This is a genomic window from Streptomyces sp. NPDC048269 (genome assembly GCF_040652395.1).
GTDB lineage: Bacteria > Actinomycetota > Actinomycetes > Streptomycetales > Streptomycetaceae > Streptomyces.
This window is the reverse complement of sequence record NZ_JBEZLW010000042.1, coordinates 41352-56618: the sequence shown is the minus strand read 5'-3', so window position 1 is coordinate 56618 and position 15267 is coordinate 41352. Positions and strand designations below refer to the sequence as shown.

The 15267-nt window shown below is 72.8% G+C and carries 12 protein-coding genes and 2 pseudogenes; 6 read left to right on the top strand and 8 right to left on the bottom strand.

The window, feature by feature from the left end:
- Positions 1–155: 155 nt before the first annotated feature.
- A pseudogene (locus tag AB0D48_RS30325) lies at positions 156–590 on the top strand (DUF3626 domain-containing protein); the annotation flags it as partial.
- Positions 591–702: 112 nt separating this feature from the next.
- On the top strand, positions 703–1203 hold the full coding sequence (locus tag AB0D48_RS30320) for a hypothetical protein (RefSeq protein WP_362403959.1): 501 nt from the start codon (positions 703–705) through the stop codon (positions 1201–1203).
- Positions 1204–1580: 377 nt separating this feature from the next.
- Here AB0D48_RS30320 and AB0D48_RS30315 read toward each other — a convergent pair whose 3' ends face one another.
- The gene (locus tag AB0D48_RS30315; protein WP_362403956.1) at positions 1581–2198 is read right to left on the bottom strand and encodes a GNAT family N-acetyltransferase; all 618 of its coding nucleotides are present in this window, start codon (positions 2196–2198) and stop codon (positions 1581–1583) included.
- A 162-nt stretch (positions 2199–2360) separates the two neighbouring features.
- Here AB0D48_RS30315 and AB0D48_RS30310 point away from each other — a divergent pair, with 162 nt between their 5' ends.
- Together AB0D48_RS30310 and AB0D48_RS30305 are read left to right on the top strand one after the other, a co-directional pair.
- Positions 2361–2972: a TetR family transcriptional regulator gene (locus AB0D48_RS30310; RefSeq protein ID WP_362403953.1), complete on the top strand. Its 612-nt coding sequence runs from the start codon at positions 2361–2363 to the stop codon at positions 2970–2972.
- On the top strand, positions 2972–3886 hold the full coding sequence (locus AB0D48_RS30305; protein ID WP_362403966.1) for an SDR family oxidoreductase: 915 nt from the start codon (positions 2972–2974) through the stop codon (positions 3884–3886). Before AB0D48_RS30310 ends, AB0D48_RS30305 begins: the two co-directional genes overlap by 1 nt.
- A gap of 69 nt (positions 3887–3955) precedes the next feature.
- On the opposite strand, the gene AB0D48_RS30300 is transcribed toward AB0D48_RS30305, so the two are convergent.
- Together AB0D48_RS30300 and AB0D48_RS30295 are read right to left on the bottom strand one after the other, a co-directional pair.
- Complete coding sequence (locus AB0D48_RS30300; RefSeq protein WP_362403950.1) at positions 3956–4837, bottom strand: hypothetical protein; 882 nt, start codon at positions 4835–4837, stop codon at positions 3956–3958.
- 468 nt (positions 4838–5305) lie between these two features.
- A complete protein-coding gene (locus AB0D48_RS30295; RefSeq protein WP_362403947.1) occupies positions 5306–5776 on the bottom strand; it encodes a hypothetical protein in 471 nt (156 codons plus the stop codon).
- A 648-nt stretch (positions 5777–6424) separates the two neighbouring features.
- Between AB0D48_RS30295 and AB0D48_RS30290 the strand changes: the two genes are divergently transcribed.
- Positions 6425–6739 (top strand): hypothetical protein, encoded by a 315-nt coding sequence (locus AB0D48_RS30290; RefSeq protein WP_362403944.1) that lies wholly within the window; start codon positions 6425–6427, stop codon positions 6737–6739.
- A 221-nt stretch (positions 6740–6960) separates the two neighbouring features.
- Here AB0D48_RS30290 and AB0D48_RS30285 read toward each other — a convergent pair.
- Together AB0D48_RS30285 and AB0D48_RS30280 are read right to left on the bottom strand one after the other, a co-directional pair.
- A pseudogene (locus AB0D48_RS30285) lies at positions 6961–7361 on the bottom strand (lamin tail domain-containing protein).
- A gap of 514 nt (positions 7362–7875) precedes the next feature.
- Positions 7876–9444 (bottom strand): DUF6056 family protein, encoded by a 1569-nt coding sequence (locus AB0D48_RS30280; RefSeq protein ID WP_362403941.1) that lies wholly within the window; start codon positions 9442–9444, stop codon positions 7876–7878.
- Between the two features lie 312 nt (positions 9445–9756).
- Here AB0D48_RS30280 and AB0D48_RS30275 point away from each other — a divergent pair, with 312 nt between their 5' ends.
- Positions 9757–11235, top strand: a complete 1479-nt coding sequence (locus tag AB0D48_RS30275; RefSeq protein ID WP_362403937.1) for a hypothetical protein — start codon at positions 9757–9759, stop codon at positions 11233–11235.
- A gap of 29 nt (positions 11236–11264) precedes the next feature.
- On the opposite strand, the gene AB0D48_RS30270 is transcribed toward AB0D48_RS30275, so the two are convergent.
- The 3 genes from AB0D48_RS30270 to AB0D48_RS30260 all read right to left on the bottom strand — a co-directional run bounded on the left by AB0D48_RS30270 (position 11265) and on the right by AB0D48_RS30260 (position 15251).
- Positions 11265–11699 carry a hypothetical protein gene (locus tag AB0D48_RS30270; protein ID WP_362403934.1) on the bottom strand — a complete coding sequence of 145 codons (435 nt, stop codon included), beginning with the start codon at positions 11697–11699 and terminating at the stop codon, positions 11265–11267.
- A 143-nt stretch (positions 11700–11842) separates the two neighbouring features.
- On the bottom strand, positions 11843–13969 hold the full coding sequence (locus AB0D48_RS30265; protein WP_362403931.1) for a PIG-L family deacetylase: 2127 nt from the start codon (positions 13967–13969) through the stop codon (positions 11843–11845).
- Positions 13970–14216: 247 nt separating this feature from the next.
- Entirely contained in the window at positions 14217–15251 is a 1035-nt protein-coding gene (locus AB0D48_RS30260) for a helix-turn-helix domain-containing protein (RefSeq protein ID WP_362403928.1), read from the bottom strand.
- Positions 15252–15267: the final 16 nt, after the last annotated feature.

Genomic DNA, 15267 nt, shown 5'->3' with positions numbered 1-15267 from the left:
GAAGCTCGGCAAGTGAGGGCTGACCGCCCCGCAGGCCCCCCGGGAACAGACCCCGGCGAGCCACCCGCCCCACCACACAGCAGACGCCGGAGAGGTGACCACCTCTCCGGCTTCTGCTGCCGTACGGGGCGGCGACTCCTCCGCCGCGCGCCCTGCAGGTGCACGGGCCGGTCCGGCTCCACCGCGACGTGGAGGCTGTGGTCTTGGACCCCTGCTACCGCGGCACGGACGTCGAGGCCTCGGCACGGCGTCTTCCCGGTCCCGTCGAATGGCACCCCGGATTCAGCCTCGCCGTCGAGGAGCTCCGGCGCCACTCCGGCCATCGCGGACAGGAGTACGCCGACCTGGGCCTGGAACTCGCAACGGACGGGCGGCTGGATCCGCGTGTCGTCGGGCGCGCTGCCCGGGCCGGCCGACACGACGAGCAGGCACTCAGTCGGGTGTGGCACTACGTGGCGCGCTTCGGGGCGCCGCCCCTGCGACCAGCCGGTCTTCGCCACCGTCGGCCTGCCGACCCGTCGGCGTCCGGTGCGCGCGAGCCCTGCGCGGCGGTGAATCTGCCTGTCAAGTCCCGAATCTCCGGGCCGTGACCCCCGTCCCCTGCGTGCGGCCCAATGGAGTCACGGACATCGGCACCCAGCGCGGACGAACCGCATGCCTGATCCGGAAAATGCCCGCCCCTCACGTAAGGACACTCTCCTCATGGCCAGCACCCGAACCCGACGCCTCGCGCCCCTCATCATCGCCCCCCTGATCGCCGCAGGAGGGATCTCCCTCACCACCACCGCCCACGCCGCACCGACCACCGCCACCGGCGTCCCCACCGAGGACAAGCCCCGCCCCGGTGGTGGCCTCCTCGCGGGCCTCACCAAGGCGGGGGCACTCAGCAGGATCGGCCCGAACACGGCCAACGGCGGCGACACCGAACCTCCCGCCCCCAGCGGCAAGGTCTACAAGATCGGCCGTATCTCCGTCGTCAAGCGTGTCGACATCCCCAAGGGCTCCGGCCCGATCATGACCGACGGGACCCACGAAGGCGGGGGCGGCAACGTACCGCCGCCCGACCCCGGGCACGGCGGTGGTGGCGCCCCCAGCCCCAAGCCCGACCCCGGGGGCACGGACGACGGCGAGCCTCGCCTGGATTACACCGACACCGACACCGACACCGACAGCGACAGCGAGCCCGACCTCGTCCTCCACTGAGCTCCGAGAGCTGGGCCGCCGACGGCAAGCCGACCCTGGTGGCGGCGACGGACGCGGCCACCAGGCCACGGCTCCACCGCCTCCCCGACCGTCTCACCTGTGTACTGGCCTCTCAGCTGCCTCGCGAAGCCGGGGAAGCCCTCGGCGTGGAGGGTGGCGAGCCGAGAGGCCCCGGCGTGGACGGTGGCGGCCGGGTCGCGGGTGCGGCCGTCCAGGAGCCAGGACCACCGGGCGGCGGGCGCCGCCGCAGGTGGCTGCCCCGCGGGTTTCCGGGATCCCGTCCAGGCTCACGCCGGAGATCGGGCGGAGCTGGGCGGAGGCGGCCCACGCCTTGTGCTCGGCCGGCTCGCCGCCCCGCCGCCCGCCGCCGTACTGGTTCAGACGCCGGCCGGAGGGCGGGGCTCGCGCCGCATGGCCCACAGCACCGGGCCGCCCCCCGGCAGTCGCAGCTCCCCGCGCACGGTGAAGCCGAAGTGCTCGTAGAAGGGGAGGTTGGACGGTTTGGAGGACTCCAGACAGACGGGCATCCCCGCCGCGTCGGCCTTGGCCAGCCCCGAGCGCAGCAGGGCGGCCCCGTGTCCCTGGCCCCGCGCGGCCGGGTCGGCGCCGATCACTGCCAGGTACCAGTGAGGTCCCTCCGGCGTGTGCTCGGCCGCCGCCTCGACGGCATCGCGGAACAGTGGAGCCCGGTCTCCGAGGATGTTCTGGAGCTCCTGGATGGTCTCCGCGTCGGGAACGGCCTTTGCCAGCCCCTCCGGCGGTACCCAGAAGGCGGCCGCCGAGGCGGTGCGCTCGCACACGCCGTGGTGGGCGTACTGCCGGGTGAAGAGCGTGGTGAAGTAGCGGCTCAGCCCCGCCTCCCGAGAGGAATCATCGGGGAAGAACCATCGCATCATCGGGTCGTCGTCGAAGGCGCGGGCCAGGGTGTGGCTGACCGGTTGAGCGTCGTCGACCGCCGCCGGCTTCGGAGTGTTCGTTATCGGCATACGGGTCATTCTGCACCCTTAATGATCTTGAATGGCCGGCCGGGGGTCCGCTCGCGCGTGCGGCCGCGTCCAGGCCGGGCCTCGGCCGCGGGCCGGACCGGGACTTGCCTCAGGCCCGGGTCGGACGATTTAATAAATGAACGAGCATTTATTAATGAAGAGGTGGTGGCGGTGGCACGTCCCCGAGGCGTCGAGGACGCGGTGATCCTGCGCGCGACGGGCAAGGTCATGGGCCGGGTGGGTCCTGGTGGGCTCACGCTGGCTGCCGTGGCGCGTGAGGTGGGGCTGGTCCCCGGCACTCTGGTGCAGCGGTTCGGGTCCAAGCGCGGTCTGCTCCTCGCACTCGCCGACCGGTCCGCACAGGACGCGGGTGAGAGGGCCGGGCAAGTGCGTCAGTCGCACGGATCGGCGCTCGGGGCCCTGGTGGCGCTGGTCGTGGAATCGGTGGGCGAGATGGTCACTCCAGAGACCTTCGCCAATCATCTGGCGTTCTTGTGCACGGACCTCACCGATCCACAGCTCCACGAGCGCGCCCTGGCCGTTCATCATGCCCGGAGACGCGCGATCGAGGACCTGCTGGCGGAGGCGGCCGCCGCCGGCGAGCTTCGCGCCGGAACGGATGTGGCGGCATTGGCCGGCACCGTGCAGGCGATCACCGCCGGTGCGGGTCTGACATGGGCCCTCGAACGCCGGGGCACCCTCCAACAGCGGCTCCGGCAGGAGCTCGACACCGTGCTCTCCCCGAACCTCCCGCCCCGCCGACCCCACGACCTGGAGCAATGATGACCTCGACCGGCATACGCCCGCTGACCGGAACGGTGGCCCTGGTCGCCGGTGGCACCCGGGGCGGCGGACGGGGCATCGCCGTCGCACTCGGCGCCGCCGGCGCGACGGTGTACGTGACCGGCCGCAGCGGCGCTGTCGGGCGCTCCGGCCTGGACCGCCCGGAGACCATCGAGGAGACCGCTGAGCAGGTCACCGCGGCCGGCGGCCTCGGCATTCCCGTCCGCACCGACCACAGCCGGCCTGAGGAGGTCCGTGCCCTGGTGGACCGGATCGCCGCGGAACAGGATGGACAGCTCGACGTCCTGGTCAACTCCGTCTGGGGCGGAGACCCGCTGACCGACTGGGAACACCCGCTGTGGGAGCAGGATCTGGAAACCGGTCTCCGTCTGATCCGGCAGGCGGTGGAAACCCATGTGATCACCAGCCGGTTCGCGCTGCCGCTGATGGTCGCCCGCAAGAGCGGCCTGGTCGTGGAGGTCACTGACGGCAACACCGCCCGCTACCGGGGCTCGTTCTTCTACGACCTCGCGAAGTCCGCGGTGATCCGTCTCGCCGTCGCGCAAGCGGCCGAGCTGAAGCCGCACGGCGTCGCGGCCGTGGCGATCACACCCGGCTTCTTGCGCTCGGAGGCCGTGCTGGAGCACTTCGGCGTCACGGAGACCAACTGGCGCGACGGCGCGGCCCAGGACCCGAACTTCGCCCACTCCGAAACCCCCGCCTACCTGGGCCGGGCCGTCGCCGCGCTGGCCGCAGACCCGCAGATCATGGCCAAGTCCGGCCGGGCACTGGCCACCTGGGGCCTGTACGAGGAGTACGGGTTCACCGACGCCGACGGCACACAACCGGACTTCGCCGCCCACTGGGCCGAGAACCTGGAAGAGCAGTACGGGCCTCTCGGAGACCCGCTGTGACGCCTGCCGGCTGGTGGCGACGTCGCGCGTGTCAGTGGGTGGCGGGAGTCCGCAGCGCGCCTCCGGGCCCTACGGGGTGCACGTCTCCTCGAAGGGAAGGTCGGGGACGAACTTCTTCCACTCCTCGCGCGTGAACCCGCCGCCCGCCGCCGCACAGGCCATCGCCCTGGGGTCCGCGACGATCTGCGGCAGCCGGCATCGCCGCGTTTCCTCGGACTCCGCGGCCGGCTTGGGGTGCGCCGGACCCTCGACGTCATAGAGGCTCACGCCCGCACGCGCGTACCCGATGGCGAGCGTCCGGCCGTCCCGGCTGAAGGCGACACCCCAGACGAAGCGGTCACCGGGGATGACCGCCAGCTTCTTCGGCTGCCGCGGTTCGGCCATGTCCCAGAGCGTGACGTCGTGACCCCTCCCTCCTGTGGCGAGAATCCGTCCGTCCGCGGTGAACGCGGCGCTCTCGATCGCCGGCCCGCCGCTGACACCATTGGCGACGGCGACGGGCCGCCCCCAGCTCTTCAGGTCCCACCGTATGACCCGCCCGTCTTCGCCCACGGAGACCAGCGCCTCGTTCGGGGAGGTGAACGAGGCATCGGCCACACCGCCCGTGTGCCCGGCGAACCGTGCCCGGACTTCCACCTTGGGCAGCACCGTCATGTCGAACAGCGCCAGGTCCTTGTCGGAGGAATCGCCGGCCGTGAGCAGTCGCGTGCCGTCATCGCTGAACCGCAGGGTGGTCACCGCTCCGCGGTGCGCCGGCCACCGGGCGATTTCCGTCGGTTTCGCCGGGTCGCGCACGTCCCAGACCTGGACCTCGTTGCTCCTCGTGGTGACGAGCCGCCGGCCGTCCGGGCTGAACGCCCTGCGCGTGGCGGTGGCCGGCAGCCGGGTGAGGTCGCGTGGCGCGGCCGGGTCGCTGATGTCCCAGAGCGTGGTTCCCGACGTGGTGGTCAACGAGTTCCGGTCCTTCGCCTCCTCGGGGGTGATGGTCAGCCCGGTGTAACTGAGGAGTGTCCTGCCGTTGGTCGGTGGTGGCGTGCGTGGCCAGGTACAGGGCGTTGCGGGGGCCGAGCAGGCCGTGGCCGACGTAGTACAGGAGCACGGGCCCGGTGGCCTCGGCGACGGCCAGCTCGACCGCGGCGATCACCGCGTCGGTGTCGGCGTCGTACAGGACCCGGTGGATCCGGTCGGGGTCGGTGATGCCGCATGCGTCGCGCAGGGCGGACGCGAGGTCGTCCAGCGTGGTGGTGACAGCGGGCAGATCCGGCAGCCGCGAGCCGGGTACGTGGCGCCCCGTGCCGATCAGTACGGCGTGCGCCCCCGATTCGCCGAGGCCCGAGCCCGCGGCGGACGGCCCGGGCTCCCTGCTCTCGCGGACCGCTCCGGTGGAGGGAACCGGCTCGGCCCCGGGCGTCTGGCTGCTCACGGCAGGTGACGCGTCGGCGGGTGCTCTTCAGCGGCGGGCGGGGCGCCCGGGGGTGCGGTCCCGGCGACGGGCTCGGGTGCCGTCCCGGCGACGGGCGCGGGTGAGTGACCGGCGACGGGTTCGGGTGCCGTCCCGGCGACGGGTTCGGGTGCCGTCGCGGCGACGGGCGCGGGTGAGTGACCGGCCGGCGGAGCTCCGAGCATGGCTGCCAACTCCCTGGCCAGGTCCGCGCTCTGGCGGGCGTCCAGGCCCCGGACGCGAGTGGTCGAGATGGTGATCTCGGTGCCCTCACCCGTGGTGATGGCGACGGTCTGGTCCCCACGGCGGCTCTGCACCCAGGCCACGACGGCGCCGGCCAGGACGGCGGCGACGCCGCCCGGCGCGAGAACGGCGATCAGTGCGTCGGAGCCCAGGCCCATGGCATCGGGAGGCGGCGGCTCGCCCAGGTGCCGACGGAGTTCGGGCAACGCACCGGAGTCGGCGCCCCGGCTCCCGCTCTCGACTGTGATGAGGAACGCGCATACAGGCCCCCCTTGCTGTTCACCGCATCCCGCTTCCCGGGTCCTAGCCGTCAACTCCCGTTCCGCCCGAAATCGGTGTGCTCGCATCGACAGGAACGCCTTCCCGCCATGATCCGCACGGCGACGAGCTGACGCGCGCGCCGCTCACCTGGAGCCTTGGAGCGCTTGGAGCCACACAGTTGATGCCCGCGTGCGGCGGCATCGGGCATCCGGACCTCCGGGGCGGGCGCGAACTGCCGTGGGGTAGGCCGCCGTCGGCGGGATGAGCGCACCGCGCGCAATGGAGCCGGCTTCCCCCCCTCGCCCGAGCGCCTGCCCGACTCCGGCTAGGGTCAGCACGTACGAGCTATCTTGGAGACCTGTTCAAAAATGGCAACACCACAACCCCCTTCCAGTCACGGTCCGGTGTCGGGCAACCCCTACAGCGCGCCCGGAGGATACGGCTACGCCCCGGCACCGGGGAACCACCCGCCCGCGCCCGGCGGTTACGCCGCCCCGGCTCCCATGGGCTACGCGCCGCTCGCGTGCCGCGCCTGCGGTGGCCAGGCTGCCGAGAACTTCAAAGTCCGGTCCCACATGGGCATTCTCATCCTCATGAAGTTCGAGCACCTGCAGGGACCGTTCTGCCGAACCTGCGGCATAGCCGTCGTCCGCCAGATGACCACCAGGACGCTGTGCCTGGGGTGGTGGGGCCCGCTGTCCCTGGTGATCTTCAACCCGTTCACGCTCGTATGGAATCTGCTGGCCTACATGAAGTACAGCAAGCTTCCCCCGTCGGCGCCCGCCCCGGGGCGTGCCCACCTCGACACGGGCCCGCCGGTGCTCCGACGGCCACAGGCGTACGTGGCCCTGATTCCCTTGGCCTGGGCCCTCTGGGTCGTGTCCCAGATCGTGGTTCACTCCACGTGAGCGAGGCTCCCCCCGCGCCCTGCCGGTCACTCTCCGGCCTGCGGGGCCGTCGTCGTCTCCTGCACACGGCTCGACGGTTCTGGCGGAACGGGTGCCGGACGTCTGGTTCCGGCATGACGCGGCACCGTTGACACGGGTGCGGCGTGCCGCGGCCGGTTGGCCGTGGCACGCCGTTGGAGGGGTGGGCAGCTCACCTGTGTCGCTGCCGTCGGGGTGAGGGGTCAGCGGCGGTTGCCGTGGTGTCCGCGGCCGCCCCAGGACTCGGTGTCGATGACGTTGCCGCGGTTGTCGCGGAGGGTGGCGGTGTCGCGCTCGTCCCAGATCTGGTGGCGGCGGTCCTGGTAGACGTCCCGGTGGGTGTCGCGGCCGTTACCGGTGTGGACCTTGACGCTGGAGTGTCCGTCGAGGCGGAGGTGGTTGAAGCGGTAGCGGTTGCCGTCGCGGTCGGCGAGGGTGAAGCCGCGCAGGTCGACGCTGTGGCGGCCGGTGTTCTTCACCTCGATCCATTCGCGGTTCAGGGCGCGGTCGTCGCGGCCGCGGCCGGGATGGCGGCCGCGCCGACCAGGGCGCCGGCGGCCAGGACCGCGGCGAGAAGACGGCGGGTGGCGGGAGAAGCAGACATGGAGACGACTCCTTCGGAAAGTCAGCCCGATCCGGCATCGTGCGAGCCGGGCGGGCTCCGTGCGGTTCCCGGCGTCCTGCCGGGGAGCCACACTCTGACCCCATCCACCGCCAAACGCCACAACTCAGGACGCGTGTTGCCGAATATGGACATGTCCGTAACTCTCCCTTGTAGAAGGCATGTGTCAATGCTCCGTTGACGGGAGTCCGTACGAGGGCCACGACGGCCCGTGCGGTTTCGGGGCAGGGGGTTTGAGCCACGGAAGCCGGTCAATCGCGCCAGCCTGTGTGGTGTGCGCCGAATGGATTCAGGGCTGTGTAACAGGCGGCCTGCCGCTGCTTCGTACGCAGGTACGCCGTTCCGTTCGGGTGTGCGGGTACTCCGCGGTGGATCGTCCAGAGGTCCCGCCGGTACGCGACGTTTCCCGGTTCGGGCTGCTGCGGCGGTGACGCCGTCGGCAAGGTGGTCGCCTCCAGGACCCGTCACCTCGCGAAAGTGACCTCGCGCTGCACGCTCAGAGGCGGTGGATCCGGTCGACGCCGTACCACTTCGACACGCATGCGGCGACCCAGTCCCGCTCGTAGCTCCCCGTGAAGAAGGGCTCGGCGAGACCGCCGATGTGCAGGGGCCGGTAGCCCACGTCCGTGACGCCCCCCGCGGCCTCGGTCCGGATGCGTGAGTCCTGGGCGTCCCAGCCCACGGAACGGGCGACCGTGGTGGTCGTGAGCTGCCGGACGTTCGGGACGAGCGCGGCCACCGAGGCCAGTGCGAGGCAGCCCGCCGCCACGGCGCCGGTCACGAGGACCGCGTCGGCGGTGCGACGGCCCGAGAGCCACCGGCCGCCCCGTGCTCCCAGCAGTGCGCCGTAGCCGCAGAGCGCCAGTTCCATCGGTACGAGATAGTTCGTCCAGGTACGGGCGAACATCCATCCGCTCGGACCGTAGCCGCTGCGCAGGCCCACCACCACCGCGAACGACCCCAGCACCACCACGGGCACCGGAAGCAGGAGCACGGCGATCAGCACCCTGCGCGGGACGGTCCGCCGCGGCTCCCGCTCCCCGGGTGCGGGCCCGCGAAGCCGGTGAACGGGCTCCGCGGGCCCGCGGAGCCCGCTCGCCAGGCCCAGGAGGACGCCGACTGCGGCGGCTCCCAGGTAGGCCCACTGCCCTGTGACGTAGTCCCACATGTGCAGCCAGTCCGCGAAGGCGCCCCTGAGTTCGCCCGCGGAGAGCAAGGACTCCTCGTCCGGCTGCTGGGCCCGGCGCCACCGGGCTCCCGGGGAGGTGTAGAGCACGACCAGCCCACAGACGAGGCCGGAGCACCAGAGCAGGCACCAGGTGAACGGATGGCGGTTCCGGGCCAGGCCGAAGCGGGGCAGGCAGAGCAACCCCACCCCGGCGGCGAGCAGCCCGCTGACGAGCGCGAACGGCTCGCTCAGGGTGCCGAGCGCGAAGCCGACGAGGAACGCCGAGGCGAAGCCGGCCAGCCGGACGGCGGCACGGGGATGGCGGACGGTCCGGATGGCCAGCAGCAGCGCCCCCAGCCCGATGACGCTCGGAACGGTGTGGGAGATCGTGGCAGGGGCCCACAGCAGTACCTGATAGCTGCGGGTGCCCGCGAAGTAGAGCAGCGCCTGGACGACCAGGGCACAGGCGGTCAGGACCAGTACCCGGGGTCTGCCGCCGAGGAACCGTATGAAATCACGCCCCAGCAGGACCAGTCCGGCGGTGAAGCACACGGCGATGACCGTCGGCAGGACCTTGGCCCCGGCCAGTCCGTCGCCGTAGACGACACCGCTCAGGAAGGCGTTGGCGATCCTGCCGTTCTGCGTCGTGTAGAAATCCGACGTGATGCCGAGGACCCCCAGATCACGGGCTTTCCACGCGGCGCACCAGTCGTCGGACGTCGGCCGCACGTAGAGACCGAGGAAGCATCCGACGGCGATCAGGGCTCCGGCGGCGACGACGAGCGTCGCCCCGGCCGCCGGGAGGAGCTGCCGCAGGACGGGGCGGCAGCCGGTTTCCCGGCCGATCGCGGGGGAAGGGGTCCGGACGTCCTCGCCCTCGACCGCAGCAGTGCTCATTCACCACCCCTTCGCAGCGGGGCCCGGCCGGAGAGGCGGCCGATGCGCCCGCCGACTGCGGTGACCGCACGGCCCGCGAACACCCATGATGTGCACGGTTCGCGGCCACCGGCATCCCGGGCGCGCCAGGACGGGTACGGGGCCCCGGGCCTCCCGGGACCCCCGCTCACCCGGACGGGTACGGAGCTGCGAGGCCCCTGGCAAACCCCTCGCTCACCCGGGCGGCGGGTGTTCCGTGGCAGCCTCCGCACGGCTCTTCCAGGATGGGGAATCCGGGTCCGCGCGTTCCCGGGCCCGGCGGAGGGAGTGGCGATGCCCGTAGTCCGGCTCGGCCGTTGGGCGGTCGTCACGGCTGCCCTGGCGAGCGTCGCCGTTCCCGTGTGTGCCGCGGGCCGCCATGCCGGGCGGCCCACCGGCGCGACGCCGCCGGTGCTCTTCGTCTCGCCCGTGGGCCACCAGAGCCGTGGACTGGCGGAGCGCAGTTACGCGCCCCTGTCGATGTTCGCCGCCCCCACCGTCGGTCTCCTGTCCGACACGAACGCGGTCGAAGGCGTTCCGCCGTCCGTCGCCAGGGGCGCGCGGTACGTCGAGGGGAGCAACGTCCTGCGGTTGGCGTCCGGCCGGTGGATGTACCTTCCCGCCGGCGGGAAGGCGTCGGCCGTGGTCGCCCCCGACCATCCGCCGGCGTGGCAGCAGATCGCGCGGAGCCGCGCCTGGCTGGCCTCCGGCAGCATCCCGGGCAGGTCGCCCGCGCGGCGCGCGGCGGCCGAGCGCGCCCTCCTGACCATGCGCTCCCTGCTCCGGCCGAACGGCGCCATGGCGGCGGCGTGGAGCCCCGGCTGGAAGTACTCCTGGCCGCGCGACTCCAGCTTCGCCTCCGCCGCGTTCGCGCACACCGGCCATGACGCCGAGGCCTACCGGATCCTGCGCTACAGCGCCGCGACCCAGCGCAAGGACGGCACCTGGGAGGCGCGGACGAAGCTCGACGGATCCGGGCCGCCCGACGGCAGGCGGTGGCAGCTCGACGCCAACGGCTGGGTCCCCTGGGCGACCTGGCATTGGTACCGGACGGCCCCTCGGGCCACCCGCCACGCCCGGCTGATCGCCCTCTACCCGATGATCCGCAAGGCGGCCGACCACGCGGCGGCCTCCCTGCGGGCGGACGGGCTGCCCCCGGCCTCCCCCGACTACTGGGAGCTGATGACGGCCACCACGAACATCGGTACCGCCGCGCCGCTGCTCGCTGGACTCAACGCCTCCGCGGACCTCGCCCGGGAGGCGGGCCGGCCGGACGACGCGGCGCGCTGGGCCCGGGCCGCGCGGCGGCTCTCGTCGGGGATCTCCGCGCGGTTCGTTCCCCTCGGATACCAGCGCACCGTCGACGGACGGCACGGACTCGACAGCGCGGTGGCGTTCATGGCGCCGCCCTTCAACACGGCCCCCGCCGGTCTGTCCGGGGCGCTGGACGCCTCGTACCGGGCGCTGCTCCTGCCCAACGGGGGGCTGACCCCCGGAAACGACCCCACGGCGCCCTGGGGCCGGAACGCCTGGACGCCCAGTACGGCGTTGTTCGCGCTCGCGTGGGCCACCACGGGGCGGCCGGCGAAGGCCGGACAGGTCCTGGACTGGGTCCTCTCCAAGAGGAACCCGCTCGGCGAGCTGCCGGAGAAGGTGGACAAGGAGGGCAGACCCGCCTCGGTCGCTCCCCTCGCGTGGACGGGTTCGATCGCCGTCCTGTCCCTCGTGGCGCTCGACGGCACGGGGCTTCCCACCCCGCCCCTGCGGCCGTAGTGCCCCGCACTACGGGTCGGGGCAGGGCCTCAGAACGGCTCCGTGCCGTCACCCGGTGGCGGAGCGGTGCGGACGCTCTCCAGCGCGGCCAGGAGGTGCCGGTAGGCGAGCCTTTCGGCCGCGACCGCCCGTCCGAGGGGGAGGTAGTGCGGATCACGGCGTGACCGGGCCTGTGCAGCCGCGGCGAGGCGGAGCTCCCTCGCCCGGTCCACCTCGTTCCTGGCTTCGACGTACGCGTCGTCGAGGAGCCGGTGGTCGAGGACCTCGTCGAACGCGTGGTCCGCCAGGGCGTCGATCCGGTCGAGGCCGTCGGCGCAGCTCGCGGGAGCCGTCCCGGCACAGCCTTCTTCCAGGGCCCGGGACAGCGATCCCAGGGTCGTCCCGAGCTCCGGGTACCCCCAGGACGGCGCGGCGTCGTTCCTGCACCCGGTGGCGAGGGCCACCAGCACGGCTATGGAGGCCACGGCGCGGACCGTTCCCGGTCCCGCGCGCCTCCGCACGGTGTAGCCAGGGGTCATGGGAGCCCCGATCGCCGGTGGTCAGGTGGTGAGGAGCGGGCCACGGCCGGGCCCCGACGTGGTTCGCACGCCATCCTCGCCCGCACCGGTCAGCGCTGCCACCCGGAGCCGGCGCGCGCGGCCTGCGCGACCGTCGTGGGCTGGACCGCCCGGTGCCAGGGGGAGGAGGGCGGGCGGCTGCCGATCGGCTCGGACCCGGCCGGGGGAGCCGTTGTGACGTGCAGACCGGCGTCCAGGCCGAGGGCTGCGGCGACGGCCGTGCCGTCCGGCTCGGTCACGGCCGCCGGTGCGCCTGTGTAGAGCATCTGGGAGTCGTACCAGGACGGTGCATCGTCCGGGCCCGACACGCCGGCCGTCCCCGCGCCCGCGCGGCCCGCGAGCAGGCGGCCCGCGACGCCGACGGCCCCGTAGCCGCCCTCGCCGCCAGCCTCGGTGACCGGGGAGAAGCTCGGCGCGGGACCGCCCGCGGTGGCCAGGCTCGTAGCGACGGTGCCCGTACCGGGGCGGCGGAAGTACAGGCGGACGCCGTCGTCCTGCGGGCTCGCCGAGAGCGGACCGGTGGTCGCCGGCAGCCCGGTCTGGAGGGGGCCGCGGAAGGGGGCGTCCGGGGTCGGCTGGACCCAGGCCAGCACGGTCTGGGCCGTTGCCGCGTACACGTGGCGCCGCCCCTCCGCGTCGGTCGCGGTGACCGGGTCGCCCTGCAGACCGGTGCCGCCCAGGGCCTGCCACGAGCCGAAGGCGCCGTCCGGGGTCGCCTGTGCGCGGGCGCGCAGGGTGCGCCGGGAATCGCGTACGTACACCGTCATCCGGCCCGTACGGTCCACGGCGACGGACGGTGCACTGATCGCCGAGGTGCCGGATATGTCGTCCGTGTCCGGGGTGCCCAGCGACTGCCACGGGCCGAAGGCGCCGTCGGGCGCGGCCTGGACGGCGTACACGAGGTCGCGCCCGTACTCCTGGGGGGTGGCGCCCAGGGTGGTGCGGGTGCCGAGGACCGCGATCCTGCCGTCGGGGAGCCGGACCGCCGTCGCGCCCGCGTCGATCCCGGTTCCGGGGAGGAACTGGGGCCCCTGCCAAGGGGCCTTGGGGCCGCTGCGCGACCAGTACGCCATCCGGCCGTCCAGGACGGCGAAGGCCCACAGCCGGCCGGGGACGCCCTCGGTCATCCAGGACGTGCCGTCGCCCCGGCTGTAGCGGATGGTCTGGTTCCAGCCTGCGCCGGTGGGCCGGGTCGCGGTCTTGCGGTCGCCGCAGCCGGCGGGGCTGCCGCACCAGTCCTGGTGGTCCGTCCAGGCGTAGGTCTTGAGGTAGCCGAGCTTCTCCTCGGCCGCCTGCGGGTCCAGCGTGGGGGGCAGGGAGCTGTTGGGGTAGCTCACGTAGTTCTGGATCGAGAAGTGCGGCCGGTCCGTGGACTGCGCGTAGCGTTCGGCCGCGGCCTGCACGAAGCGGGCGCCGTACATGTGGTCCTGGTGGTCGAGGAACGCGCCGCCGCCCTGAGCCCGGCCGGGCGTCGGGTCCTGCGTCCGTATCGTGGTCGGCCGGTACCGCGCGAAGACGTCCGCGATGGCTTCCACGGCCTGCTCCTTGGTGTAGGAGAACCAGGGCTTGACCGGTGTCCCGGAGGTCAGCTGGGCGCCCAGGGCGGGGACCTTGCCGTCCCACAGGCCGCGGAGGCTGTCCGGATTGTCGCCGGAGATGCTCCGGGCCTCACGCAGTTGCATCCACACGAGGTTGACCTCGGGCCTGGCGACGAGCACGTCCACCTCGGCGCTCCCCCCGCCGGCGGTGGGTATGGACTTGCGCTGCCAGGCGCTGGTGCGGTCACCGGTGGCCATCTGCGCGTAGGCGGCCCGTATGCCGTTCTGCCGGGCCTCCGCGTAGGCGGCGTGGTCGGCGGGGCCCGCGGGGTCCTCCAGGTGCGGGCTGTGGGCCTCGTTCCTGCCGTCGGACTCGCCGGAGGTCAGGTAGACCGTGGCGACCTTGACGCCCGTCGATATGGAGCGGCTCAGGTCGGGGTTCATGAAGAAGAGGTCGTCGTCGGGATGCGCGACGACCTGGAGGACCGTGCCCTCGGTCACACTCGGGCGCAGGACCGTCTCGGGGGCGGCCTGCTCCTGCGCGTTCCCGTACCCGTACGCCCAGGTCGTCACCCCGGCGGCGCCGACGGTGAGCGCGGCGAGCAGGGCCGCGAGGCGGGTGCGGCTGGCCAGGGACATCTACAACGCCTTGAGGATCGGTCCGGTGCGGAATTCCGCCGAGGGGGTGGGTCGGTGCCCCGATGGCTCCACCACTCCCGGAGACGACCGGGCCCGATTATGCCTCGCGCGTTTGCGGCTGACACACCATCAAGAGGTATATGAGATGAACCAAGTTGAATACGTAATATGTGTGACTTGTCCTATTTTGTATGGCTTGAGTAGTGGTCACGGCAGGGCGGAGGGGCGGTCGCCGAGGGGGTCTTCCTCAGCGGTCGAGCAGCCGCCACGCGGTGAGGGCGAGCCCGGCCCGCATCAGTCCGGTGGGCTGGCCGAGGTCGATGTCCAGGGTCTTGCCGATCTGTTCGATGCGGCGGGCCACGCTGCTGTGGTGCAGGTGGAGAAGGTCGGCGGCGCGGCGCAGCGAGCCGGTGACGCAGTAGGCGTCCAGAGTCTCCAGGTCCTCCGGGTTGCCGGCCACGCGGGTGATCCCGGCCACATCGGCGTTGGCGCGCGAGACGTCCTGGGGAATCTCGGCGAGGAGCGCCAGCGCGCCCAGGTCGTCGTAGCGGACGACGGGTTCGCGCAGGCCGGTGAAGCGGAGGGCGGTGCGGGCCTGCCGCCAGGAGTGGTCGGGGCTTTCCGCAGCGCCGATGCCCGCGCGTACGCCCGCCGGGAACCGGGACGGGTCGACGGCGGCGGCCAAGATGACGCCCACGTCGGCGAGAGGGGCGGCCTTCACGGGTCCGGCCGGGCACACCAGGCCGCCGATCCGGTCGAGCGGGAGCTGGGACCGTACGGCGACGACGCGGACCGGCAGGCCGACGGCGAAACCCAGCAGCCGTAGCGCCCGGGCTCTGGCCGCCTCGTCGCTGTCGGAGCTGATCGCCAGCTCGACGAGGGCGGGGTCGGCCATGGTGGTGCGGGCCGGGCCGTACCGCTCGACGACGGCCCCGGCGGCGATGGCGAGCCGGTCGAGGAGCACTTCGTCGAGCGGATTCGGCGCGCCGGGGCGTTCCAGCCACACCGTGCCGATCTCCTCCTCATCGAGTGTGACCGGGACCGTGGTCGACGCGGGTGACGGCGGGGTGGACGTCTGCCTGCCGTCGGGTGAGACGCGGATCACCCGCCCCGTGCCGTGGAGCCGAAGGCCCGCCACGCACTCGGCCAGGCCCGCCGAAGCCCGGGCGAGTGCCAGGAGGTCCACCCGTCGGCGCATCAGCGTGTCGTAGAACGCGATGACGCGGATCGCGCCGTCGACGTACGGATCCAGTCCTGACAGCCGTACGGCCAGTGCCTCCATGGCAGAAGGATAGGAG

Coding starts and splice junctions, on each gene's coding strand:
- AB0D48_RS30320 (WP_362403959.1), top strand. CDS start 703: ATGGCCAGCACCCGAACCCGACGCCTCGCGCCCCTCATCATCGCCCCC.
- AB0D48_RS30315 (WP_362403956.1), bottom strand. CDS start 2,198: ATGACCCGTATGCCGATAACGAACACTCCGAAGCCGGCGGCGGTCGAC.
- AB0D48_RS30305 (WP_362403966.1), top strand. CDS start 2,972: ATGACCTCGACCGGCATACGCCCGCTGACCGGAACGGTGGCCCTGGTC.
- AB0D48_RS30290 (WP_362403944.1), top strand. CDS start 6,425: ATGAAGTTCGAGCACCTGCAGGGACCGTTCTGCCGAACCTGCGGCATA.
- AB0D48_RS30280 (WP_362403941.1), bottom strand. CDS start 9,444: ATGAGCACTGCTGCGGTCGAGGGCGAGGACGTCCGGACCCCTTCCCCC.
- AB0D48_RS30275 (WP_362403937.1), top strand. CDS start 9,757: ATGCCCGTAGTCCGGCTCGGCCGTTGGGCGGTCGTCACGGCTGCCCTG.
- AB0D48_RS30265 (WP_362403931.1), bottom strand. CDS start 13,969: ATGTCCCTGGCCAGCCGCACCCGCCTCGCGGCCCTGCTCGCCGCGCTC.
- AB0D48_RS30260 (WP_362403928.1), bottom strand. CDS start 15,251: ATGGAGGCACTGGCCGTACGGCTGTCAGGACTGGATCCGTACGTCGAC.